22 protein-coding genes are annotated in these 23361 nt (G+C 72.7%); 20 read left to right on the top strand and 2 right to left on the bottom strand.

Annotated features, from left to right (window positions below; translation table 11 throughout):
• The first annotated feature begins 93 nt into the window (after nucleotides 1-93).
• The 20 genes from NYZ98_RS03500 to NYZ98_RS03405 all read left to right on the top strand — a co-directional run bounded on the left by NYZ98_RS03500 (nucleotide 94) and on the right by NYZ98_RS03405 (nucleotide 19046).
• Nucleotides 94-705: a DUF4255 domain-containing protein gene (locus NYZ98_RS03500; protein WP_262840983.1), complete on the top strand. Its 612-nt coding sequence runs from the start codon at nucleotides 94-96 to the stop codon at nucleotides 703-705.
• A 21-nt stretch (nucleotides 706-726) separates the two neighbouring features.
• Nucleotides 727-1971, top strand: a complete 1245-nt coding sequence (locus NYZ98_RS03495) for a phage tail sheath family protein (RefSeq protein WP_262840982.1) — start codon at nucleotides 727-729, stop codon at nucleotides 1969-1971.
• On the top strand, nucleotides 1968-3122 hold the full coding sequence (locus NYZ98_RS03490) for a phage tail sheath family protein (RefSeq protein WP_262840981.1): 1155 nt from the start codon (nucleotides 1968-1970) through the stop codon (nucleotides 3120-3122). Before NYZ98_RS03495 ends, NYZ98_RS03490 begins: the two co-directional genes overlap by 4 nt.
• Nucleotides 3123-3155: 33 nt before the next feature.
• The gene (locus NYZ98_RS03485; RefSeq protein ID WP_262840980.1) at nucleotides 3156-3596 is read left to right on the top strand and encodes a phage tail protein; all 441 of its coding nucleotides are present in this window, start codon (nucleotides 3156-3158) and stop codon (nucleotides 3594-3596) included.
• Nucleotides 3587-3967, top strand: a complete 381-nt coding sequence (locus tag NYZ98_RS03480) for a hypothetical protein (protein WP_262840979.1) — start codon at nucleotides 3587-3589, stop codon at nucleotides 3965-3967. Before NYZ98_RS03485 ends, NYZ98_RS03480 begins: the two co-directional genes overlap by 10 nt.
• The gene (locus NYZ98_RS03475; protein ID WP_316249526.1) at nucleotides 3964-4137 is read left to right on the top strand and encodes a DUF6760 family protein; all 174 of its coding nucleotides are present in this window, start codon (nucleotides 3964-3966) and stop codon (nucleotides 4135-4137) included. Before NYZ98_RS03480 ends, NYZ98_RS03475 begins: the two co-directional genes overlap by 4 nt.
• Nucleotides 4134-4697 (top strand): phage tail protein, encoded by a 564-nt coding sequence (locus NYZ98_RS03470; protein ID WP_262840977.1) that lies wholly within the window; start codon nucleotides 4134-4136, stop codon nucleotides 4695-4697. The genes NYZ98_RS03475 and NYZ98_RS03470 overlap by 4 nt, the downstream gene beginning before the upstream one ends.
• On the top strand, nucleotides 4687-6162 hold the full coding sequence (locus tag NYZ98_RS03465) for a hypothetical protein (RefSeq protein WP_262840976.1): 1476 nt from the start codon (nucleotides 4687-4689) through the stop codon (nucleotides 6160-6162). The genes NYZ98_RS03470 and NYZ98_RS03465 overlap by 11 nt, the downstream gene beginning before the upstream one ends.
• Nucleotides 6162-6944, top strand: a complete 783-nt coding sequence (locus NYZ98_RS03460; RefSeq protein WP_262840975.1) for a CIS tube protein — start codon at nucleotides 6162-6164, stop codon at nucleotides 6942-6944. Before NYZ98_RS03465 ends, NYZ98_RS03460 begins: the two co-directional genes overlap by 1 nt.
• A gap of 10 nt (nucleotides 6945-6954) precedes the next feature.
• On the top strand, nucleotides 6955-8010 hold the full coding sequence (locus tag NYZ98_RS03455) for a phage late control D family protein (protein ID WP_262840974.1): 1056 nt from the start codon (nucleotides 6955-6957) through the stop codon (nucleotides 8008-8010).
• Nucleotides 8007-8645 carry a phage baseplate assembly protein V gene (locus NYZ98_RS03450; RefSeq protein WP_262840973.1) on the top strand — a complete coding sequence of 213 codons (639 nt, stop codon included), beginning with the start codon at nucleotides 8007-8009 and terminating at the stop codon, nucleotides 8643-8645. The genes NYZ98_RS03455 and NYZ98_RS03450 overlap by 4 nt, the downstream gene beginning before the upstream one ends.
• A gap of 20 nt (nucleotides 8646-8665) precedes the next feature.
• Complete coding sequence (locus tag NYZ98_RS03445) at nucleotides 8666-9067, top strand: PAAR domain-containing protein (protein ID WP_262840972.1); 402 nt, start codon at nucleotides 8666-8668, stop codon at nucleotides 9065-9067.
• Nucleotides 9064-9465, top strand: a complete 402-nt coding sequence (locus tag NYZ98_RS03440; RefSeq protein ID WP_262840971.1) for a GPW/gp25 family protein — start codon at nucleotides 9064-9066, stop codon at nucleotides 9463-9465. The genes NYZ98_RS03445 and NYZ98_RS03440 overlap by 4 nt, the downstream gene beginning before the upstream one ends.
• Complete coding sequence (locus tag NYZ98_RS03435) at nucleotides 9462-12995, top strand: putative baseplate assembly protein (RefSeq protein ID WP_262840970.1); 3534 nt, start codon at nucleotides 9462-9464, stop codon at nucleotides 12993-12995. Before NYZ98_RS03440 ends, NYZ98_RS03435 begins: the two co-directional genes overlap by 4 nt.
• 16 nt (nucleotides 12996-13011) lie before the next feature.
• On the top strand, nucleotides 13012-13986 hold the full coding sequence (locus NYZ98_RS03430; protein WP_262840969.1) for a baseplate J/gp47 family protein: 975 nt from the start codon (nucleotides 13012-13014) through the stop codon (nucleotides 13984-13986).
• Nucleotides 13983-14627, top strand: a complete 645-nt coding sequence (locus NYZ98_RS03425; RefSeq protein WP_262840968.1) for a phage tail protein I — start codon at nucleotides 13983-13985, stop codon at nucleotides 14625-14627. The genes NYZ98_RS03430 and NYZ98_RS03425 overlap by 4 nt, the downstream gene beginning before the upstream one ends.
• 10 nt (nucleotides 14628-14637) lie before the next feature.
• Nucleotides 14638-17220 (top strand): tail fiber domain-containing protein, encoded by a 2583-nt coding sequence (locus NYZ98_RS03420; protein WP_262840967.1) that lies wholly within the window; start codon nucleotides 14638-14640, stop codon nucleotides 17218-17220.
• Between the two features lie 26 nt (nucleotides 17221-17246).
• Nucleotides 17247-17480, top strand: a complete 234-nt coding sequence (locus NYZ98_RS03415) for a hypothetical protein (RefSeq protein WP_262840966.1) — start codon at nucleotides 17247-17249, stop codon at nucleotides 17478-17480.
• 258 nt (nucleotides 17481-17738) lie between these two features.
• Complete coding sequence (locus NYZ98_RS03410) at nucleotides 17739-17924, top strand: hypothetical protein (protein WP_262841100.1); 186 nt, start codon at nucleotides 17739-17741, stop codon at nucleotides 17922-17924.
• Nucleotides 17925-18020: 96 nt separating this feature from the next.
• Nucleotides 18021-19046, top strand: a complete 1026-nt coding sequence (locus NYZ98_RS03405) for a methyltransferase (protein ID WP_262840965.1) — start codon at nucleotides 18021-18023, stop codon at nucleotides 19044-19046.
• A gap of 566 nt (nucleotides 19047-19612) precedes the next feature.
• Here NYZ98_RS03405 and NYZ98_RS03400 read toward each other — a convergent pair.
• On the bottom strand, nucleotides 19613-20080 hold the full coding sequence (locus NYZ98_RS03400; protein WP_262840964.1) for a hypothetical protein: 468 nt from the start codon (nucleotides 20078-20080) through the stop codon (nucleotides 19613-19615).
• A 252-nt stretch (nucleotides 20081-20332) separates the two neighbouring features.
• A complete protein-coding gene (locus tag NYZ98_RS03395; protein ID WP_262840963.1) occupies nucleotides 20333-23239 on the bottom strand; it encodes a helix-turn-helix transcriptional regulator in 2907 nt (968 codons plus the stop codon).
• Between the last annotated feature and the right edge of the window lie 122 nt (nucleotides 23240-23361).

Here is a 23361-nt window from a genome sequence, read left to right as displayed (position 1 = left end):
AGGCGCGCCGGAGACGGTCGCGCAGACACACCGGCGATACCCACCCGATACACCTCGGTCTGCGGCCGGAGGACACGCACGGGAGGGGGCACGGTGTTCCAGGACCTGGACGCGACGCTCGCCGCGCTCGTCAAGGCCGAGCTGTCGCTGCGCAACGTCGCCATCAGCTTCGCCGGACCCGACGACCAGTTCCCGCCGTCCAGCGTGACCCTGCCGGCCGTCGCCTTCTTCCTGTACGACGTCCGGGAGAACTTCGACCTGCGCGACAACCACTGGCGCGCGGAGCTGCGGGAGGACGGGGTGACGCTGCGCACCCACCCGCCGGCCCGGGTCGACTGCTCGTACCTCATCACCGCGTGGCCGAGCGCGAGCACGCCCACCCCGGCTGAGGACGAGCACCGGCTGCTCGGCGAGGTGCTCCGAGTGCTGATCCGGCACCGGACGATCCCGGCCACCTACCTGCGCGGCGAGCTGGCCGGGCAGGAGCCGCCGATGCCCACGAAGATCATCGCGGACAACCAGCTGCAGAGCCTCGGCGAGTTCTGGCAGGCCATGGGCGGCAGGCCCAAGGCCACCCTGCACTACAAGGTCACCCTCAGCGTGGACGTCGCCGAGCCGGTCGAGGCCGGGCCCGCGGTGACGGAGAAGGTCATCAGGATCGGCCAGGGCCTCGACCGCCCGGCCGGCGAGAACCAGCCGTCATGACGAACGAAGGGAACGCCAGCGATGCCCCAGTACTTCACGCCGGGCGTGTACGTCGAGGAGGTCCCGTCGGCGATCAAACCGATCGCCGGGGTCGGGACCAGCACCGCGGGGTTCATCGGGGCGGTCGCCAACGACGTCCAGATGCCCCTCATCCCCGGCCGCACCGGCCTGAAGGCCGGCGGTAAGACGGCCGAGCCGGCCGACTTCTACCCCCTGGCGCCCGCCGGGGTACCGCAGCTCGTCGACGGATGGGAACGTTTCAAAACCCTGTTCGGCGACGGCGTCAAGCCGGGGAACCGGACGCTCGCCCAGGCGGTGTACGGGTTCTTCAACAACGGTGGCGGGCGCTGCTGGGTGACGCGGCTGGAGCCGGGGTCCGGCGACGGCAAGCAGGGCGCCAAGGGCCCGGCCGACCTCCTCCCGGCGGACGAGACGGTGACCGGCGCGCTCGACGCCTTCGCGGTCATCGACGAGATCGCCCTGGTCGCCGTCCCCGGCGCCACCAGCGACGCGGTCCAGTCGGCGCTGCTGGACCACTGCGAGAACGAGTACCTGCGGGATCGGTTCGCGATCCTGGACGGCCGCAGGACCGCCACCCCGATCACGGCCGAGATCCGGGGCGGCGTCCGTGACAGCTCCTACGGGGCGATCTACTACCCGTGGATCGACGTGGGCGCCAAGGACGCCGCGGGCGGCACGCTGTACGTGCCGCCCAGCGGGCACATCGCCGGGGTGTACGCCAGGGTCGACGCCGAGCGGGGCGTGCACAAGGCCCCCGCCAACGAGGTCATCCGGGGCGCGCTCGGCGTGGAGACGCCGGTCGGCAAGCAGGCCCAGGCGGGGCTCAACCCCGACGACATCAACGTGATCCGCCGCTTCGACGCCAACGTGACGATCTGGGGGGCGCGCACGCTGGCCGGCGCCGACCACTCCGAATGGCGGTACATCAGCTCCCGGCGGCTGTTCAACTACCTGCGCGAGTCGATCGACCAGGGCACCCAGTGGGTGGTCTTCGAGCCCAACGCGCCCGAGCTGTGGTCGAAGATCAGGCGGAACGTCAGCGCGTTCCTCACCACGGTGTGGGCCTCGGGCGCCCTGCTCGGCGCCACCCCCGAGCAGGCGTTCTACGTGGTGTGCGACGAGACCACCAACCCGCGGGAGGTGCGTGACCTCGGCCAGGTGGTCACCGAGGTCGGCGTGGCGCTGGTGAAGCCGGCCGAGTTCGTCGTCTTCCGCCTGAGCCAGTGGGACGGCGCGGCGCGGTGACGGGTCTGACGCCCGGCGTCTACCCGGTCAACGTCCTGCCCGCGGCGCCGCCGAACTTCCTGACGGGGGTGCCCGCCTTCGTCGGCCGGGCGCCCACCGGCCCCGGCACCCCGCGCCGGCTCACGCTGTGGCCGGAGTTCGAGGCGGTGTTCGGCGGGCCCGCGGAGGGGTTCCTGCACGACGCGGTGCGCGGCTTCTTCGAGAACGACGGCGTGGCCTGCTACGTCGTGCGCCTCGCGGACACCGACCCGGCGGCGCCGTCGCCGGACGAACTGGAACGCGCCCTGGCGGCCCTGGAGGAGGTGGACGACGTCGACCTGGTCTGCGCGCCCGACCTCGCCGCCGCCTGGCGGCCCGGCTCGGCGATCGACACCGTGACCGGCCCGCAGCGGGCGCTGCTGCGCCACTGCCGGGACCGGGGGGACCGGTTCGCCATCCTGGACTGCCTGGCCACCGACGACCCCGGGATCGCCGCCGGCCAGCGTGACGCGCTCAACGCCACCGACGGCGCCGCCGGCTCCTACGGGGCGCTGTACCACCCGTGGCTGCGGGTGGGCGACCGCGACGGGCGGCCGAGGCACGTACCGCCGTGCGGCCACATCGCCGGCGTCTACTCGCGGGGCGACCGGCGGGTGGGCGTGCACAAGGCGCCCGCCAACGAGGTCGTGGAGGGCGCGCTCGACCTGCGGAGCGACCTGACCGCCGAGCAGGCGGGCGAGCTGTACGCGCGGGCGGTGAACTGCGTGCGCGCCCTGCCGGGCCGGGGCATCCGGGTGTGGGGCGCGCGGACCCTCAGCGACGACCCCGCGTGGCGCGACGTGAGCGCGCGGCGCGTGGTGGCGAACGTGCACCGGTGGGTCGAGCGGTTCATGCGCGGCCTGGTCTTCGAGCCCAACGACATCAGGCTCTGGGTGCGGATCATGCGCGAGCTGACCGCCTACCTGGACGGGTTGTTCCAGCGGGGCGCCCTGAAGGGCCGGACGGCGGAGGAGGCGTTCTTCGTCAAGTGCGACAGCGAGACCAACCCGGGCCCGGTCGTCGACGCCGGGATGGTCGTCACGGAGATCGGCGTGGCGCCCAGCGCGCCCGCCGAGTACATCGTCGTCCGCGTGATCCAGGGAGCCAGCGGAGTGACGATCAACGCGGTGTGACACCCCCCCGACAACCCGTAATGGAGGTCAATGATGGCGAACAGGGTGGATCCGTATGCCGGCTACAACTTCGCGGTGGAGCTGGACGGCATCACGCGCGCGGGCTTCCGCGAGTGCTCGGGGCTGGAGAGCAGCCAGAACGCCAGCGAGTACCGGGAAGGGACGGACCGCAGCCTCAGCGTGCGGAAGATCCCCGGCCTGAACACCTACGGCGACATCACGCTCAGCCGTGGGCTGACCTTCGACAGCAAGCTGTGGGAGTGGCGGGACAAGGCCGCGAAGGGGTCGGTCGAGCGGCACGACATCTCGATCACCCTGCTGGACCACACGGGCAACGCCAAGATCACGTGGAACGTCTTCGCGTGCTGGCCGAAGTCGTGGACGGGGCCGAGCCTGTCCGCCGCCTCCGACGAGATCGCCGTCGAGCAGGTCACCCTCGCCTACGAGAGGATCGAGGTCGACAAGTGGAGCTAGGCGACGGCGCGCTCCGGACCGAGTTCCCCTTCACCCTCCCGCGCGGGCTGGTGACCCCCGACGGGACCGTGCACCGTGAGGGGACGATGCGCCTGGCCACGGCGTTCGACGAGATCGAGCCGATCAAGGACCCCCGGGTCCGCTCCAATCCCGGGTACCTGGTCATCATCCTGCTGGCCCGGGTGATCACGCGGCTCGGGACGCTCGACCACGTCAACACCGCGGCCGTCGAGAACATGTACTCGGCGGACCTCGCCTACCTCCAGGACCTCTACCAGCGGGTCAACCTGACCGGGCACACCCGGATCCTGGTCGACTGCCCGCACTGCGCGGGGGCGTTCGAAGTGGAGACCGCCGGCCCGGGGGAATGACACGCTACCCCGCGGACCGGCTGCACGAGGAGGTGGCGTACTTGGCCTATCACTTTCACTGGGCCTACCAGGAGATCATGCGGCTGGACCACCGCGAACGGCAGCGGTGGGTGACCGAGGTGGCCCGCATCAACGGGCGGCTCAACGAACAGGGAGGTGACCGGCCATGACGTCCACGGGAGTGCCGCTCGGCCTGAGCTGGCTGCCGTCCGCGGCCGGGAACTGGGCGCCGGCGCGCCCCCTGCTCGAGCCCTTCCCCGCGTTCAACTTCGCCGTCGAGATCGAGGGGCTCCTGCTCGGCGGGTGCAGCGAGGTGAGCGGCCTGGAGAGCCGGGTCGAGACCGAGGACTACCGCGAGGGCGGCGTCAACGGGTTCGTGCACCGGCTGCCCAGTGTGGCGAGCCACTCGAACCTGGTGCTGACCCGGGGGCTCACCGCGAACAGCGTGATGTGGAACTGGCACTACAACGCCGTGCGCGGCGTGATCCACCGCAAGAACGGCACCATCATGCTGCTCGACGGGCGCCAGATACCGGTGATGTGGTGGAACTTCCGCAACGCCCTGCCGGTGCGCTGGACCGGTCCCGCCTTCGACGCGCGCGGCGACCAGGTCGCGTTCGAGGCGATCGAGCTGGCGCACGAGGGGCTGACCAAGCCGCTGCTCGGGCAGGCGGCCGCCCTCGCGCACGGCGCCGTGCAGGTGGCGCGGGAGGCCGGCAATGCGGGCTGAGCACCTGGCCGAACCCCCCTGGGACCCCGCGCTGGTCCGCCGGCTGGAGCGGCGCGCCCTGCGTCCCGGTGTGCTCGACCCCGCTCCGGCGCGGGAGATCCTGGCCCGCCATCGCGGGATGATGCCCCATCTGCCCCTGGCCGAGCTGGCGGCGCGGCGCGCGGCGCCGGAGTCCGATGGCGCGGCCACGCCGGTCGTGTACGGGAAGCCGGTGGCGGCCGATGGCCCGGCGTCCGCCGGCGTCCCGGTTGCCGTCTCCCCCGTGTCCGGCGGGGTGGCGGTGGCGGCCGAGATGCCGATGGCCGCCGGCCTGCCGGTGACCGCCGGAATGCCCGTGGCCGGCGGAATGCCCGTGGGGGCCGGCGGGCCCGTGCCGGGCGGGGTTCCGGCGGCGGGTGTCCCGATCGTGTCCGGGGTACCTGTGGTGTCCGGGGTCTCGGACGGTGTGCGCTCGCGTGAGCCGGTCGCGTTCTCCGGCCCGGGGTCGCACGGCGCGGCACCGCTCACCCGTCCCGCGCCCGGCGGGGTTCCGGCCGGCGCCCCGCTTCCGCTCGCCGGATCTGGGACGACCGGCCCTGGTACGACGGGCCTTGGTACGACCGGCCCTGGTACGACCGGCCTTGGAACGACGGGCCTTGGCACGACCGGCCCGGTACCGGACACGATCGGCCCCTCGTCGGCCCCGCCGGGGACGGCCGTGCGGCGGGCGGCGGATCCGGGGACAGGCGGCCACGCGGCGGCCGGTCCGGGCACCGCGGCGTCCCCTTCGACGGCCCCAGCCCGACCGGTGACCCCTGGCCCGGCGGCGGGCGGCCCGCTGGTCGTGCAGCGGAAGCTCGCCGCCCCCTCCCCCGGGCGGACCGCGCGCCCCGGGTCGCCGGGCCTCCCCCGTACGCGCGCCCGCGCGCCGGAGGCCGGCGCCGCGGGTCACGTCCGTACGGCCTCACGGGACCGGGCCGGCGGGCCGCCGGTCGTCTCTCCCCTGGACCGGCCGTCCCTGAACCAGCCGTCCGTGGACCGGCCTTCCGGCGCGGCCGTGGACCGGCGTCCGGTCACCCCCGTGGACCACCGCGCGCCGGCTGTCGGCTCCGTGGCACCGCCGATCGCGCGCCCCACCCGTCCAGACCACGCGGACCACGCGGCGGCCACGGGAGGCCTCCCCCTGGTGGCCCCGGCGCGCCCGCCGCTGCGTACCGGCGAGCCGCTGCTCCTGGCCCGCGCCCCGGCGGATCCCTCGCCCGGGCGGAACGGACGGGCAGCCGCCGCCGGCCCGCCCGTACGACCGGAACCCGCGCGCACGGTCCCGGCGCGCACGGTCCCCCTGGACGGAGACGCGCACGCCGCGCGAGGCCAGGCGCGTCCCGCGTCCCCCGCGCCGGTCGACATCGACCACATCGTGGAGACCGTGCACCGCCGGTTCGCCCGGCGCCTCGCCATCGAGGCCGAGCGCCGGGGGACGCGGTGATGGCGATCAACAAGGCCGGAGTGGCCTCCGAGGTGCTCGGTCTCGGCCCCGGCGGCGGCGGGCTGAAGAAGCTGCGCATCGACTACGACAAGAGCGGCAAGTGGACCGGCGACTCGGTGGAGGCGCTGTTCAACCCGCACGAGATCAGCCGGTCGCGCTCGGTCGGCTGGCACCAGAACAAGGTGGCCCACCAGAGCAGCGGCTGGACCTGGGCCGACACCGAGCAGCAGTTCCTGTACGTGGGCGCCGAGACGCTGTCGATCGAGCTCTTCTTCGACACCTACGAGTCCAGGTCGGAGGCGTCCGCCCTCCAGCGCGCGGCGTCCCTCGCGCTCCCGGAGAACCCCTTCCAGGGGAGCGACGCGACCGACGTGCGGCGGCTCACCGACCAGGTGGCCAAGCTCGCCGAGGTCGACAGGGAGACCCACCGGCCGCCCATCTGCCGCCTGGTGTGGGGGGCCGCGTACATCTTCACGGGGGTGCTGACGCAGCTCGACCAGCGTTTCACCCTCTTCCTCGCCGACGGCACGCCGGTCCGCGCCACCATGTCGTGCGTCTTCCTGGAGTTCCAGACCAAGGCGCACTACAAGGCGCGCGAGATGAACTCCGCCGACGTGGTGAAGACCCGGACCGTCCGGCGCCACGACACCGTGCACAGCATCGCGGCGGAGGAGTACGGCGATCCGGGGTTGTGGCGGCACATCGCCAGGGCGAACGCCATCGTCAACCCGCGCCGCCTCCCGCCGGGAACCGTCCTGACGATCCCCAAGCTGGACTCCTAGGAGGGCGACCGTGACGACCTCCGGCATGGTGCCCGGCATCGACATCCGGGTGGACGGCGCCCGCCTGCCCCTGGACGCCAGGATCGACATCGAGTCGGTCACCGTCGTCGACGACCTCAGCGCGCTCAGCATGTTCGCGGTGGTGCTCTACAACTGGGACCAGGACCGGCTCAAGGTCACCTGGTCGGACTCGCCGCTGTTCGCGCTCGGCGCCGAGGTGCAGATCGCGCTCGGCCCCGCCGGCGCCCCCGAGAAGGTCATCACCGGCGAGGTCACCAGCCTGGAGCCCGCGTTCGGCCCCGACCGGCCGCCCATGCTGACCGTCCGGGGGTACGACCTGCGGCACCGCCTGGCGCGGGGCCGCAAGACCCGCACGTTCTCGAAGGTGAAGGACAGCGCGATCGTGCGCACGGTCGCGCGCGGCGCCGGGCTGCGCGCCGAGGTGAGCGACAGCGGGCCCGTCTTCGACTACGTGCTCCAGCACGACCAGACCGACCTGGAGTTCCTCCGCGCCCGCGCCGGCCTGATCGGGCACGAGGTGTACGTACGGGACAAGGTGCTCTACTTCCGGCCGCCCCAGCACACCAGGCCGGCCGTGGCCACCCTGCACGTCGGCCAGGACCTCACCGAGTTCACCCCGAGGCTCCGTTCGCTGAGCCAGGTGGACGAGGTGACCGTGCGCGGCTGGGACGCCGGGACCAAGAGCGCGGTCGTGGCCACGGCCGACAGCGGGCAGGCGACGGCGATGGGGGGCGGTACTCCGGGGCCGCGCCGCACCCGGCGGGCGTTCGGCGCGTCCGGGACCGCCCAGGTGGACGTGCCGGTCGAGTCCAAGGCGCGGGCCGACGACATGGCGCGCGGGCTGTTCCAGGAGATGGCGCTGTCCTTCGTCCAGGGGGAGGCCGTCTGCTCGGGGCGCCCCGGCCTGCGCGCCGGCACGGTCGTCGACGTCCAGGGGGCGGGCGAGACCTTCAGCGGCACCTACTACCTCACCTGTGTCACGCACACGGTCGCGCCGGGCGAGGGGTACCTGACCTCCATGAACATGAGGAGGAACTCGGCATGACGAACTTGGGCGAGCTGTTCGGGCCCGCGGCGACGCACGGCCGGTTCTACGGGGTGGCGTCCGGGATCGTGACCAACAACAAGGACCCCGACGGGCTCGGGCGCGTCCGGCTCAAGCTGCCCTGGATGGCCGGCGAGCTGGAGAGCGGCTGGGCGCGGGTCGCCTCGCCCATGGCGGGCGCGGGCCGGGGCGTCTACTTCCTGCCCGAGGTCGACGACGAGGTGCTGGTGGCCTTCTCCTACGGCGACCCCGCGTCCCCGTACGTGCTCGGCGGGCTGTGGAACGGCGAGGACCACCCGCCCGAGACCAACGACGACGGCAAGAACGACGTCCGCGTGATCAGGTCGCGCAACGGTCACGTGATCCGCCTGGTCGACACCGACGGCGAGGAGCGGATCGAGATCGTGGACAAGAGCGAGAAGAACAGCATCGTGATCAGCACCAAGGACGGCACGATCACGATCAGCGCGGACGCCGACGTCGCCGTCACCTCCGCGAGCGGGAAGCTCACGCTGAGCGGCCAGGCCGTGGAGATCACCTCCAAGACGGACGTGAAGATCCAGGCCGCCACCGAACTCGCGCTGAAGGCCGACGGCCGGCTGACGGCCAAGGGCCAGACCGTCAACATCAACTAGGAACCAGCGAGGAGACCACGATGGGCCAGCCGGCGGCCAAACAGGGCGACCGGGTCGTCGCCACCGACGTCCACGTCGTCATGGTGCCGACCCCGGGAAAGGACCCGACCCCCACGCCGCTGCCGCACGCCTTCACCGGTGTGCTCAACGGCGGGCTGAGCACCGACGTGCTCATCATGGGCCGGCCGGCGGCGGTGGCCGGCAGCACCGCGGACAACACGCCCGCGCACATGCCGACGGCCCCCGGCACCGGGTTCCAGCGCCCCCCGTCGAACCGCGCGACCGTCCAGGGCGGCAGCGCGACCGTCACGATCAACGGAAAACCCGCGGCGCGCACCGGGGACAAGGCCCTGACCTGCAACGATCCGTCCGATCTCCCGTCGGGGACGGTGGTCGCGTCCGGCACCGTACTGATCGGATGAGCGCCGGGACGGACCAGGGATTCCTCGGCCGGGGGTGGGCCTTCCCCGTCCGGCTGGACCAGGGCGGCGGCATCGCGATGACCGGGACCGGAGACGAGGCCATCCGCCAGTCGATGCTGACGATCCTCGGCACCGCGCGGGGCGAGCGGGTGATGCGCCCGGACTTCGGGTGCCGGATCCACGACCACGTGTTCGGCGTGCGCGACGCCGCCACCGCGGGCGCCGTCGTCGAGTCGGTGCGCGAGGCCCTGGTCGAGTGGGAGCCCCGCATCGACGTGCTGGACGTCTACGCGGTCGCGGACGACACGGACCCGAACCGCCTGCTCATCGAGATCAACTACCAGGTGCGATCGAGCAACAGCCGATTCAACCTGGTCTACCCCTTCTACCTCGCATGACGCCGCAGCCGCCGCCGGTGGACCCCCGCGACCGCGCGGACCTCATCGCCGAGACCCAGAGGCTCGCCACCCGGTACAGCGGGTGGCGGCCGGCGCAGGACGGCCCGCCCGACGCCGGCGAGGCGCTGATCGGGGTCTTCGCCCGGTTCGCCGAACTGGTCGTCGAGCGGGTGAACCGCGCCCCGGACCGCGACTACCTGGCGTTCCTGAACCTGATCGGCACCCGGCCGCTGCCGCCGCTCCCGGCGCGCGTCCCGCTGACGTTCACCCTGGCCGAGGGGAGCCCCGCCGACGCGGTCGTCCCCTCGGGCACCAGGGTGGCGGCCGACCCCGTGGAGGGCGAGGACCAGGAGGTCGTCTTCGAGACCGAGGACGGCCTGGTGGTCACCCGCGCGGCCCTGCGGGCGGTGTACGTGGGGGACGCGGAGGGCGACGCCTACAGCGACCGCACCACGCGGGCGACCGGCGAGCAGGACGCCGCCTTCCCCGCCTTCGTCGGCGACGTGCCGGTGCCGCACGATCTGTACGTCGCCTGCGACCCGGTGCTGCGCGCCCCCGGCGACAAGCAGGTCACGCTGCTGCTCCGCACCCCGGACGCGGCGCTGCTGGACGGCTGGCCGATCACCTGGTCCCGCTGGGACGGCGCCGCCTGGCGGCCGGTCGCCCACCGCTCGGCCGTGGCGGACGGCACGTGGGCCGTGACCCTTCCCGGCCTGCCGAGCCTGCCGCCGTCGGTGGTGAACGGGATCTCGGCGGGGTGGGTGCGCGGCCGGCTGGGCATGCCCCTGGCGTCCGGCAGGTCGGGGATCGCGCCCGAGGCCGTGGCGTCCGGCGCCTCGGCGCCGCGCGGCGAGGTGGCCGGGGTGTACCCGTTCGGCGCCACCAGCCAGGTCAAGTGGTTCTACCTCAGCGCCGACGACGTGATCGCCGCCGGAGGCGGGACGGCGTACCTCGACTTCGCGCTCTCCCGGCCGGGGACGCCGCGCAGCGCCTCGGTGCCGGTGCGCCTGGTCTGGTCCTACCGGTCCTCCGGCGGGTGGCGGGAGCTGGGCCGATCCTCCTCGAGGGCCGGCGAGCGCGGCACGCCGGGCCTCACCGACACCACCCTGGCCCTGACCGGCGACGGCCGGGTCTCCTTCGGGGTGCCCGCCGACTGGTCGCGCGAGGCGTTCCACGGCCGCCTCGGCCGGTGGCTCAGAGTGGAGATCGACGACGCCGGCGGCGCGTACGGGACGCTGCCCCAGGTGGGCACGCTGACGGCCGGGTACGGCTGGGACCTGCCGGAGGTGACCGGCGTCGCCCTGCGGGTGGACACCGCCCCCGAGGCGATGCCGTCGCCCGCCGCCTTCCTGGACGCCGCCCCCGTCGACCTGAGCAAGGACTTCCTGCCGTTCGGCGAGCGCCCGGCCTTCAACGACACGTTCTACTGCGCCTGCCCCGCCGAGCTGGCCCGGCCGGGCGCGGTGCTCGACCTGGCCGTGACGCTGACCAACGCGTCCGACGGCGGCCCGGTGCCGAAGGTGCGCACCGAAGGCTCGCCGATGGTGGCCTGGGAGACCTGGAACGGCAAGGAGTGGCAGGACGCGGCGGCCGGAACGGACGGCTACGCGTTCACCGGCGACGCCGTGCTCCGGATCACGATGCCCGGCGAGCCCGTCGCGGTCAACGGCGACGTGCGCCACTGGGTGCGGGCCCGCCTGACCGCCGGCGACTACGGCACGGCGGCGCGGTACGTGCCGCCCGCCTCGGGGGAGACCGGCTACCGGCTCGTGGACGCCACGTTCGCGCCGCCCATGGTCAAGACGCTGTCGTGGCGGCCGGGCGGGGACCGGGCGGCCGAGGTGCCCGCCGAGGTGTGCGTCGGCCACAACGACTTCACCTACGTGACGGCCGGCGCCGGGCCGTTCACCCCGTTCGCCACGGGCGCCGAGCGCGACCCCGCGCTCTACCTGTGCTTCGGCGCCCCCTTCTCCCCGCGCCCGGTGACGCTGTACCTCCAGGTCGAACCGCCCGCGCCCGAGGACGTCGGGGCCGACCGGCTCGCGCGGAGCGAGCAGAGCGACCCGCCCCGCGTCGTGTGGGAGTACAGCGGCCCTTCGGGGTGGACGACGCTGGCCGCCGCCGACGAGACCGGCGGCCTGTCCCGAGGCGGGCTCATCCGGTTCGTCGGCCCGGACGACCTCATCTCCCGCTCGTGCTTCGGCCAGGACGGCTGGTGGATCCGTGGCCGGTGGGAGAAGGGCCAGTTCCCCTACCCGCCCCGGCTGCGCCGCGTGACGCCGAACACGACGTGGGCGGCGCAGGCCGTCACCGTCGAGGAGAACCTGGGCGCGGGCAACGGCGAGCCCGGCCAGACCTTCGTGACCGCGCAGACCCCCGTGCTGCCCGGCCAGCGGCTCGTGGTGCGCGAACCCGAGCCGCCCGCCCACGCCGAGGCCACGGCGCTCCGCGCGGCGGAGGGCACCGACGCGGTCACCCCGGCCGCCGACGGGCTGGGCAGGGACGGCGAGACGCTGGTGCGCTGGCACGCCGTCCCCGACTTCAGCGCCTCGGGGCCGCTCGACCGGCACTACACCGCCGACCCGCTCACCGGTGAGATCAGGTTCGGCGACGGAGAGGCCGGGCGCCTGCCGCCGCGCGGGGACAACAACATCAGCCTCACCTACCGCACCGGGGGCGGGGCGCACGGCAACCGGCCGGCGGGGACGATCACCCGCCTGCAGTCCGCCGTCCCCTACGTCGACGCGGTGACCAACCACGAGGACTCCCAGGGCGGCACGCCGGTCGAGCCGGAGGCCCGGCTGCGCGCGCGGGGCCCCAAGGCGCTGCGGCACCGAGGGCGGGCCGTCACCGCGCAGGACATCGAGGACCTCGCCGTGGAGTCCTCCCCCGAGGTCGTCCGGGCGCGCGCGGTGCCGCCGGACGGTTTCAACCCGTACGCCCTGTGGCTCGACCCCGGCTCCCCCGAACCCACCGAGGAGCATTTGAACGTCGCCGCCGGCGCCACCACGGTGATCGTGGTCCCGGAGTCCGCCGCGGCCCGGCCGATCCCCGGGCTGGTCCTGCTGCGCCAGGTCGAGGACCACCTCAGGGCCCGCTGCCCGGCGACCGCGGTCGTCAAGGCCGCCGGGCCGGAATGGATCGAGGCCGTGGTCACCACGACGGTGGTCGCCGTGTCGGCCGACGTGGCCGACCCGCTGGTGGCCCGGGTGTCGGGGGCGCTGCGCGCCTACCTGCACCCGCTGACCGGCGGGCCGCTCGGCGAGGGCTGGGACTTCGGCCGCAGGCCCCGCCCCTCCGACCTGTACTCGGTCGTCGAGGCGCTGCCCGGCGTCGACCACGTCCACTCGCTGGACATCGCCCTGACCCCCCTGGCGGTGCCGAGCGAGCAGTTCGCGACCCTGCTGGGAAGGGAGCTCGGCCGCAGGCTCGGGCCGGGCGGGCCGCCGGCGCCGGAGGCGGAGGTACGGGACTGGCTCGGCCGGGCCCTCGTCTGCTCGGGAGACCACACGATCACCGTGAAGCTGTGACGACAAGGAACAGGTCATGCCCATCCCCCTGCCGAACCTGGACGACCACACCTTCGCCGACCTCGTCGCCGAGGCCAGGGCGCTCATCCCCGTACTGGCCCCCGGGTGGACCGACCACAACCCGGGCGACCCGGGCATCGCGCTGGTGGAGATGCTCGCCTGGCTCACCGAGACGGCGATGTTCCAGGTCGACCAGGTCACGCCCGCCCACACCGAGCGGTTCCTCGGCCTGCTGAACGGGCCACCGCCGGAGGGCTCGCCGCCCGAGGCCTCGAGCCTGGAGGAGCGCGTCCGCGCGACGACCCGCGCCCTGCGCGAGCCCTACCGCGCGGCCACCCCCGGCGACTTCGAGCGCCTGGTCCTCGGCGGCACGGGAACGGCGCTCGGGCAGGAGATCGTGCGGGCGCGGTGCGTGCCGGGGCGTGACCTGTCGGCCGCCGACCCCGACGTCCGCGCGGCCGAGGCCCCCGGGCACGTGAGCGTGGTCGCCGTCCCGGGGCCACCCGGCCCAGGGCCGTACCCGCGTCCGGTGCTGGACCCGGCCGTCGCGGCGGCGCTGTGGGACTTCCTGGACGGGCGCCGCCTGCTCACCACCCGGCACCACGTCGTCGGGCCCGCCTACGTGCGGATCGAGGTCGAGGCGGTGGTCGCGCTCGGCGCCGACGCGCCACCGCAGGAGGCGTTCGACGACATGCTCGACCGGCTGCGCACCTTCCTCGGGCCCCTCACCGGCGGCACGGCCAAGGACGGCTGGCCGTTCGGCAGGGACGTGTACGCCTCCGAGATCTACACGCTGCTGGACCGGTCTCCGTTCACCGACTACGTGGACGCCGTCGTCCTGCGCGGCGGCACCCCCATCCCCGGCCGGGAGGGCGAGGTGGCCGGGATCGCGCTGGACGATCATGAGCTGGCCGAGCTGACCCGGGTCCACCTGACCTGCCACCAGGCCTCGCGGGTCGCGTTCGAGGACGAGTGGCGGGCCGGGTCGTGAGCGTCCCCGACGGGCCGCCGATGAGCGGCTACCTGGACCTGCTGCCCGCCGCCATGCGCGACGACTTCCTCGGCGCCTTCCTCGCGGCGTTCGAGACGGTGTTCACCGGCCTGGAGAACACCATCGAGGGCCTTCCCGCCTACCTGGACCCGCAGTCGGCCCCTGAGGAGTTCCTTCCCTGGCTCGCCGGATGGGTGGCGCTCAGCCTGCGCGCGGACTGGCCGGTCGAGACCAGGCGCGACTTCATCAACGAGGTCGTCCCCCTCTACCGCGAGCGCGGCACCCCGGCCGGCCTGCGCAAACTCCTGGAGATCTACGTCCGGCCGATCAACGGCGGCCGGACGGGCGACGTCGCCGTCTTCGACGACTTCGACCGGCCCGCGCACTACTTCCAGGTGCGGCTCACCCTGAACGAGGCCGACCCCGTCCGGCTGCGCGCGCTCCAGGAGACGGCCAGGGCCATCATCGACAGCGAGAAACCCGCGCACACCTTCTACGCGCTGAAGATCGTCACTCCGACCATGCGCCTGGTGTCGGAGGAGTTCATGGCCGCGAACCCCGGCACCAAGCCGCTGATCCTCGGCCACAACACCCTGCTCGGCACGAACGACGCGCCGGTCGCGGCCGGCGAACCGACATGAGAGGACCGTTGTGAGCAAGTACGACCAGCCCGACGTGGTACAGCGACGAGTCCGCTTCTTCGACGGCCAGTTCCTGCGGGACGTCGACTTCATCGACGAGCAGCACTACCACCTCGACCGCGTGCACGGGATCGCGAAGGCGCTCCGCACCACCGGCGTCCACCACGGGCTCGAGGTCACCGCCACCGGCCAGAACCTCGTCGTCGTGGCGGCGGGCGGCGCCTTCGACCGGCTCGGCCGGCAGATCGTGCTGCCCTCGCCCGTCGAGGTCCACCTGCCCGAGCGGTTCCGCGGCAAGAGCGGCATCGGCATCGCCATCGCCTACCTTGCGTCCGAGGCCGCCATGGCGACCTCGGAGGGCAGCAAGGAGAACACGCGGTGGGACGAGACCCCCGCCCTCGGCGTCTTCCTATCCGGCGAGGAGCCGTTCGCGATCCGCGCCGACCAGGCCGAGACGCGGTGGGACCTGGTGGGCGCCTCCTCCGTGACACTGGCGCACCTGGCGGTGAGCGCGGGCGGCGAGGTGACCGTCGACACGGGCTTCGCCGAGCGCACGGGCCTGCGGGTGCCGGGCGTCCTCGGCGTCGGCGTCGCCGAACCGCTGGCGAGACTGCACGTCGCCGGGGGCGCCCGGTACTCGATCGACCTGCGGGTCGACGGCCGCCTGCACTCCGCAAGCGACGACGGCGGCCTGTGGGTCGGCACCCAGCCGAAGGGGTTCATCGGCGGCGTCGAAGGCGGCGACATCGGCTTCTGGAACAACGACGCCTGGCGCCTGCGCGTCGGCAAGAACGGCAACGTCTCCATCGGCTCCGGCACCCCCGACGCCACGACCAGGCTCACCGTCACCGCCGGTGACCGGCATCTGGTCCTGCGCCGCGAGCCGACCGCCACCACCGGCGGCAGGCAGATCTTCCTGGAGCTGTACCAGGAGGACGCCGCCGGCCCGAAGGTCCCCGAGGTCGCGCCGAGCATCCGCTTCCACCACGCCAACCGGTTCTGGCACCGCCTGGAGGCACGAAGCGACGGGCTGCACGTCAAGGACGGCAACACCGGCTCGGAGAACTACAGCAACCTGAGCGTGCAGGCCCTCTCCGCGACCACGGACATCACGTCCGGCCAGAACGTGTCCGCGGCCAAGGACGTCTCCGCGGGCCAGAACGTCACCGCTAAAAAGGACATATCCGCCGAAAATATCACCGCCAGAAGGGACATCACCGCCGACAACGTCACCGCCAAGAAAGACATCACCGCCGAGAACATCACCGCCAAGAGAGACATCACCGCAAGCCAGAACATCACCACCGACCAGAACATCACCGCCAAGAAGGACATATCCGCGACCCAGAACATCACCGCCGACCAGAACATCACCGCCAAGAAGGACCTCACCGCCGGCCAGAACATCACCGTCACCCGCGACGGCAAGATCGGCGGAGTGCTCACTGTGGCCGGCAAGTCCGGCGTCGGCACGACCGACCCGAAGGCGAAGCTGCACGTGGCCGGCAGCGACCGGTACTCGGTCGACCTGCGGGTCGACGGCCGGCTGCACTCCGCCAGCGACGACGGCGGGCTGTGGGTCGGCACCGACCTGAAGGGTTTCGTCGGCGGCCTCGAAGGCGGCGACATCGGCTTCTGGAGCAACGACGCCTGGCGTCTGCGCGTCAGCAGGGCCGGCAACGTCTCGATCGGCACCAACGCGCCCGACCCCGGGAACAAGCTCACCGTCAGCGCCGGCGAACGGCACCTGGTCCTGCGCCGCGAACCGACCGCGACCACCGGCGGCAAGCAGCTCTTCCTGGAACTGTTCCAGGAAGAGTCCGGCAGCCCGAAGATCCCCGAGATCGCGCCGAGCATCCGCTTCCACCACGCCAACCGGTTCTGGCACCGCCTGGAGGCACGCGGCGACGGGCTGCACATCAAGGCCGGCGACCTCAACATCGACACCTACAGCAACCTGACCGTCGGCACGCTCTTCACCACCGACATCCGCGCGTCCCACGACATCTACGCGGACGGCCAGATCTACTTCCACCCCGGGTACGAATGGGGCTTCGAAGGGCCCGACCACAGCAGGCGGTACTGGTACATCTTCCGGCCCAGGTGGAACATCAACAACTTCAGCGACGGCGGCGCGGTCCTGCGGGCCAGCGGCATCAGCTACCCGTCGGACGCCCGTCTGAAGGACGACGCCACCACCGTGCCGGACGCCCTGCGAGCGATCGAAGGGCTGCGCGGCGTCCGGTTCACCTGGAACGACGAAGGGCTGCGCCACCTGGTCGGCGACGTCGAGTCCTCGGTCACCGCCGGCCCCGAAGCGAGCGACGAGGACAACCGCGAGGTCTGGGACAGCGTCCGCGCGGCACGCCTGGCCGAGGTGGACCGCCCGGAGATCGGCGTACTCGCCCAGGACGTCGAACGCGTCCTCCCCGAACTGGTGCACACCGACAAGGCCGGCTACAAGTCCGTCGACTACGGCAAACTGACCGCCGTCCTCATCGAAGCCATCAAAGAACAACAATCCCAGATCCGAACCCTCGACACCCGACTGACCACCCTGACCACGGGCCCGGACACCGGTGATGCACTGTGACCGACCCGGCCCCCTGGAAGCGTCCGGTGAACGACGTCCTCCCCCGAGAAAGCGATGAGCACATGCGAGAGCTGCTGGAGAAGCGGGTCGAGGCACTCCGCGAGGAGTTCCACGCGGGCCAGGAGATGCTCGCCTCCCTGGACGCCAAGCGCACGGACCTGCAGCAGACCCTGCTCCGCATCAGCGGAGCGGTACAAGTCCTGGAAGAACTCCTCCAGGACCCCACCACAGAACCCACCCCGACCTCCGCCACCCCCTGAAAGGTCCTCGCCTTCGGCTCGGGCAGTATTTCCAAGGCCTACCGGCCCTACCGCACGCCTGGCCGCTCCCGGTGCCAAGCCCCCCGCCGGAGGCACCAGTCTTAGCGCCAGCGCTGGGCCGGTCGAGCCGAAGGCACCCGAGGGGCGATCCAATAGAGTCGGCCGGCGCGGCGCGACCGACTTACCGGGCCAGTACGGCAGCGGCACTTGTCGGGTCCGGAGTGAGGGCGGCAGACGCGTGGTTGATCATCGTCTGTTGTGGACGGTCTTGATGATCACGCGTCGGCCGTCGCCGACAGCGTGGCCGCCCCGAGCCGGCGGCCGGTATCAGACGAGGTGACCGCACGGATCGCGGTCCGGTTCGCCCGGCCGGAGACCCGGGCCACGGCCGGTGAACTGCTGTGTGGATTGTTGTCGGTGGTCGAGCGCAAGAACGGGTGGTGAAGGGTTATTCCTCTGTCGACGACTCCTTACGGCTCGCACAATGATTGCGACGACGATTGCGCCGTCCACGTGCCGGGGACAAATCGGAGGCGTTTCATGGCCGCCAGTGATGACCACCACGCCGCGCTCGATCGACGGACGGGGCCCTTCGACACACTGACCACGGCGCTCGGGGGCCTGTTCGTTGGCTACTGTCTGGCCTCCGTGGCCAGGTTCAGCGTCGCCGACGCGCTCGACGACACGCCGCGGACGGCCCAGGAGCTGGCCGAAGTCACCGGGGCGAATCCCGAGGCCCTCAGTCGTGTGCTTCGCCTCCTCGCCGCCCATGGCGTCTTCGCGGCCGGCGACGACCGCTTCACCCACACCGGCGCGTCGCGAATGCTCCGTTCCGACCATCCCCAGTCTTGGCGTGACTTCGTGGCGACATTCGGAACCGAACGTACTGCAAGGCAACTGGGTTACTTCGACTACTCACTCCAGACTGGACTCCCGGCCACGAACAAGCTGAATCCGGACGGGTTCTTCGCCATCCTTCAGGGTGATCCCGAGGCGGGCCGGGTCTTCGACGCCGCGATGGTCTCAAAGGCGCGCATCCAGGTCGCGAGTGTCATGGCCGCCTACGACTTCTCGGACCGCGGAACGATCGCCGACATCGGCGGCGGCCATGGACACCTACTGCGGGCGGTGGTGGACGCGGCCGAGCGAACCACGGGCATCCTTTTCGACCTGCCCCCGGTGATCGAGCGTGCCGCGGAGATCGCCTCCGATCGGCTCACGCTGCAAGCCGGCGACTTCTTCAAGGACCCGCTGCCGGTCTGCGACACCTACATGCTCATGGACGTGATCCACGACTGGGACGTCGAGCGGGCCACGGCGATCCTGGCCGCCGTGCGGAAGGCCGCTCCGCCGCATGCGCGGCTGTTGCTGGTGGAGAGCGTCATCCCCGACGACCCTGGGCCCGACTGGTCCAAAGCCATGGACATCTTGATGCTCGTCCACACCGGGGGCAGGCAACGCACCCACAGCGAACACGAGTCGCTGTTGCAGACCTGCGGTTTCCGGCTCGAGCGGGTCGTTGCGACGACATCAGATATGTCGATCCTCGAGGCGGTGTGTGCCTGACCGGGCACTGATTTCGGGAAGCTCGGCGAAGAACATCCGGTCTTGGGTGAGGTGATACTGCCTGTTTCCGAGATTGGTATAAACGCCGTGATTCACTCCGATTCCCGAAATGGAGGACGAGTCACGCTTGCACTCGCCGACGCCTACGACTTCATTCATGTGGACGTAGTAGACGAGGGCGGGGAAACGATCCCGGAGGTAGGCAGTGACCTGTTCGCCGAAAACGGGCGCGGAAGAGTCGACCGCTAATTTTGGCGTGTGGTTGGCGTTTGTGTTCACACATCGACTCGGATCGATTCTGTGCCGCCACAGGGACTACTGCCCGAGCCGAAGGCGAGGACCTTTTCGGCTCGGCGCCGTACAAGGCGCCGGATTCACCGTACACCGTCCCGTCGCGTCGGCGCCCGGTACACGAGCACAGCAGCCGGGGTGATCATTGGTGTCGGCGACGATCCTGGCGAGACGGGCACCGTTCCGGGGGAACGGGTGGAGACCCCGGGGGAACGGGTGAAGACCCCGGGGGAACGGATGGAGACCACAACCCCGCTCCCCCGGTTTTCGCCGCGTTAGAAGTAGACGTAGACGCGGACGTGGGCCTGGCTGCGGATGACGCCGCCGGAGTTCCCGGGCTCGTAGGTCGCCCGGAAGATGTACGGACCGGAAGGAAGGTTGATCACGACAAACTTCTCGTTGGAGACGCAGTTGCCGCCGGTGCGGCTACCGATGAAGGTTGAGATGTACGCGCCGTCGCCCTCGCGGTAGATGTCCCAGAACGGGTCCTCGTTCGTCTTCAGGCCGTTGCCGCCGAACTTGATGATCGCGTTTCGGTAGACCCCGATGGTGCCCGTCGGGCCGTTGATCGGGTCGGTCTCGTATTTGACGTTGCCTCCGTTGGCGTAGACGTGCCCGTTGGTGACGCAGACGGCCGCGCCCGCGGGTGCCCCGGCGGCGGCCATCAGCGTGGTGGCGCCGACGAGCACGGCCAGCAGGGCCGCGGCGCGGGCCCGCAGCCGGCGGGAAATCGATGTACTCACCGCATACCTCCTTGTGAGAAGCCGGATGAGGGTGACGCGTCCCTGAGGGGCCGTGCCCCGCTCACCCGGGCCGCCGTCCGGCGGCGTCCGAGCCCATTACCTCCGGGGGACGATCCCGCCGCCAGATCAGCCCGCCTGACCCATCGGCCCGCGCCACGGCGCCACGCTGACCAGTTCCCCTTCCTGACGTGCGACCTTCTCAGGGGCACCCCAACGGCGGACGGCAGACGGCGGTTCACGATGGCCGGGTGGTCAGGGGAGGCTGGTGGGGGGACGGTCGGTGCCGAGGGCGGTGAAGAGGGCCGCGAGTTCGCCTCGGCCGGTGATGCCGAGTTTGGTGTAGACGCGGGCGAGGGTGTTGCTGACGGTGTTGACCGAGAGGCCGAGCCTGGCGGCGATCTCGCGGCTGGGCAGCGTGCCGGCGAGCCGGGCGACCTCGCGTTCCCGGCGGGTCAGCACCGTGGTGAGGCCGTGCGGTTCCAGCAGCGGCGTGCGGGCCGTCGCGCACTTCTCGGCCAGCACCGCCGCGAATTCGAGCACCGACCGCGACCGGGCCCGCAGGCCGCTCCGCACGTACGCGCCCGCCGCCGCGCGCGCCGTCTCGGCGGCGAGCAGCAGGTGGCCCCGGTCGGCGAAGGCGTGCGCGGCCTCTTCGAGGGCACGGGGGTCGCCGGCGGCGAGCGCGGTCGCGGCGCCGGACAGGTGCGGCGCCAGCGTCTCGGGGATCTCGGCGGCGAGCTCCGCCAGCCGTTCACGCACTTCGCGCGGCGCGCCGAGCCGGGCGGCGTCGTACAGGCACACCGCCTCCATGGCGGGCTGCTCGGTGTCGCGGGCCAGCCCGGCCGCCCGCTCCGCCATTCCGGCCGCGGACGTGCGCAGGCCGCCCGCCGCCACCGCCCAGGCGCGGTTGGCCATGATGCGGGCGTCGAACATGCGGTTGGCCCCGCCCGCGTGCTCGTCCGCGCGGGCCAGCCACACGCGGGCGCCCTCGGCGTCGCCGGCCAGCGCCATGGCCCCGGCGAGTTCGGCGACGCAGACCCGCATCAGCCCGTAGGTGTCGTCCTCCTCCAGCAACGTGACGGCCTCGCGCAGTACGGCCTGCGCGGCGGGCAGGTCGCCCCGGGCCTTCGCCACCATCCCCCGGAACGCCGCCCAGACGGCGGTCATCATGCCCGCGTCGCTGGCCACCCCCTCCTGGTACCCGCGTTCGGCCAGCTCGGTGGCCTCGGGCAGCCGGCCGGCGGCGTCCAGCGCCAGGCACAGGCCGTAGCCGACCTGCGCTCGCGCCCACGGGAGCCGCTCGGCGTGGGCGTCGGCGACGCGCCCGCCGCGCTCGGCGATCGACATGGCGAGGCCGAGCCTGCCCATCAGGCCGGCCGCCATCGTGCCGCCCATCGCGGCCCAGACCACCGCCCGGTCGCTCGCGCAGGGCATCGCGAGCACCTCCTCGGCCACGCGCAGCGCCTCCCCGCACCGCCCGTCGAACAGCAGGATCCACGACCGCGTCGACTCGGTCTCGCTGAAAAGCTCCGGCCCGGGACTCGGGACTGTGACCGGCATGCCCGCGTTACCCGAGATACCGGACATGGCCGCCTCGTCTTGCTCGTCCGCCTCGTCCGCCGCACTCGCCAGAATCGCCGTATTCACCGCGTTGGCCGCGTTGGCCGCGTCCGCCGCGTCCGCCGTGCCCGCCGTACCCGCTGTGTTCGTCGTGCTCCCCGCGTTCGTCGCCGTCGTGTTCGGCGTGGCCGGAGTGGGGGTCTTCTGGCCGGGGAGCGTGGTCAGGCTGGGGGCGGGGGGCGGTTCTAGGGCCTGTTCGGCCTCGCGGGTTCGGCCGAGGCCCCAGTAGAGGATCAGGGCCCGGGTGACGGCCTGCATCGCGGGCGGCTCGCTGGTCGGCCCGGGCACGGCGGGCAGCATCGCGACCGCCTCCCTGCCCCGCCCCCGGAAGGTCAGGATCCGGGCGAGGAGCCAGTCGGCGTCCGCCCCGGCGCCGCAGTCGCGGGCGGCGCGCGCCAGCCGTTCGGCGAGCCCGAGATCGAAGCGGGCGATCGCCTTCTCGGCGGCCTCGATGAGCTCCTCGGGCCGTCCGGCCGTCCCGGACTGCAGGCGCCACACGCCGGTGTGGAACGCGTCGTCGCGCCGCCGCCTCGGCCCCTCGGCCATGGCGGCGGCCAGCCGGCCCCAGATCGCGCGGGCCCGGGCGACCGGCAGCCCGGCGCGCAGCACCTCGCCGTACAACGGGTGGGTCAGCCGGAGCCCCACCCGGGCGCCGGACCGCTCCACCACCGCCATGCCGCTGCGTTCGGCCGCCGCGATGTCCTCGGAGTCGGCGAGCCGTTCGAGCATGGCCAGCGCCAGCGGCTCGCCGCAGGCGATCGTCTCCAGCACCTGCCGGGTGGCGGGGTCCAGCGCGCGCAACCGGGCCGCGACCAGTTCCGCCACCCGGGCGCCGCCGGGTACGGGCCCGCGCCACCGCCACACCCCGTCCTTCCGTACCAGCGTGCCGTTCTCCTTCGCGTCGGCCAGCAGTTCGCGCAGCAGCAGGGGGTTGCCGGCGGCGAGCCGGTGCAGCCTGCGGCGGCTGATCGGGTCGATCTGCCGGCCGAGCGCCTGGTCCAGCAGGTCGTCCACGGCCTCGGGCGGCAGCGGCCCGACCCGCAGCCACAGCGCCGACTCCCTGCACAGCGCCGCCACGGCGTCGTCGACCGGCTCGCCGTGCCGCGTCGTGACGAGCGGGACCACCAGGCGCTGGGCCGCGAGCTGGTGCAGCAGCGCGGCCGACGCCCTGTCGAGCAGGTGGGCGTCGTCGACGACGGCGAGCACCGGCCCGGACGCGGTCCTCGCCGTGAACCGGTCGCCGACCCTGGCCAGCAGCGCGACCTGGCTGCCTTCCGACCACATGGTGTCGGGCAGCAGGTGGGAGAGCGCGCCGAACGGGATCGAGGCGGCGGCGCGGGTCGCGACCACCCATTCGTGCTCGCGTCCCCGCGCCGACCAGCGGGTCAGCGCCTCGCGGGCCAGCCTGGTCTTCCCGACCCCGGCCGCCCCGACCATCGCCACCCCACCTCCGCCGTCCGCGGCCAGCGCCGTGTCGACCGCCCGGAGCTCCGTCTCGCGACCGGCCAGAGACCAGCCCCCGACCTGCGCAGGCGCCACTGTCGTCTCCCCTACGCCGGACGAACGCCGGTCGCGGCTGCGCCCGGCGGATCACTCCCTATACGTTCGGCGCCCCACGACCGGATGATGGGCACCGCCCCCGAATCGGCCACGGCGTGCCC

Source organism: Sphaerisporangium corydalis, from assembly GCF_025506355.1.
GTDB classification, from domain to species: domain Bacteria; phylum Actinomycetota; class Actinomycetes; order Streptosporangiales; family Streptosporangiaceae; genus Sphaerisporangium; species Sphaerisporangium corydalis.
The sequence above is the reverse complement of the archived record's forward strand: the minus strand, read 5'-3'. Positions and strand labels throughout refer to the sequence as shown.

Excerpts from the sequence above, each read along its gene's own strand:
- NYZ98_RS03495 (WP_262840982.1), top strand. The coding sequence starts at position 727 with ATGCCCCAGTACTTCACGCCGGGCGTGTACGTCGAGGAGGTCCCGTCG.
- NYZ98_RS03485 (WP_262840980.1), top strand. The coding sequence starts at position 3,156 with ATGGCGAACAGGGTGGATCCGTATGCCGGCTACAACTTCGCGGTGGAG.
- NYZ98_RS03475 (WP_316249526.1), top strand. The coding sequence starts at position 3,964 with ATGACACGCTACCCCGCGGACCGGCTGCACGAGGAGGTGGCGTACTTG.
- NYZ98_RS03470 (WP_262840977.1), top strand. The coding sequence starts at position 4,134 with ATGACGTCCACGGGAGTGCCGCTCGGCCTGAGCTGGCTGCCGTCCGCG.
- NYZ98_RS03465 (WP_262840976.1), top strand. The coding sequence starts at position 4,687 with ATGCGGGCTGAGCACCTGGCCGAACCCCCCTGGGACCCCGCGCTGGTC.
- NYZ98_RS03460 (WP_262840975.1), top strand. The coding sequence starts at position 6,162 with ATGGCGATCAACAAGGCCGGAGTGGCCTCCGAGGTGCTCGGTCTCGGC.
- NYZ98_RS03450 (WP_262840973.1), top strand. The coding sequence starts at position 8,007 with ATGACGAACTTGGGCGAGCTGTTCGGGCCCGCGGCGACGCACGGCCGG.
- NYZ98_RS03445 (WP_262840972.1), top strand. The coding sequence starts at position 8,666 with ATGGGCCAGCCGGCGGCCAAACAGGGCGACCGGGTCGTCGCCACCGAC.
- NYZ98_RS03440 (WP_262840971.1), top strand. The coding sequence starts at position 9,064 with ATGAGCGCCGGGACGGACCAGGGATTCCTCGGCCGGGGGTGGGCCTTC.
- NYZ98_RS03435 (WP_262840970.1), top strand. The coding sequence starts at position 9,462 with ATGACGCCGCAGCCGCCGCCGGTGGACCCCCGCGACCGCGCGGACCTC.
- NYZ98_RS03430 (WP_262840969.1), top strand. The coding sequence starts at position 13,012 with ATGCCCATCCCCCTGCCGAACCTGGACGACCACACCTTCGCCGACCTC.
- NYZ98_RS03405 (WP_262840965.1), top strand. The coding sequence starts at position 18,021 with ATGGCCGCCAGTGATGACCACCACGCCGCGCTCGATCGACGGACGGGG.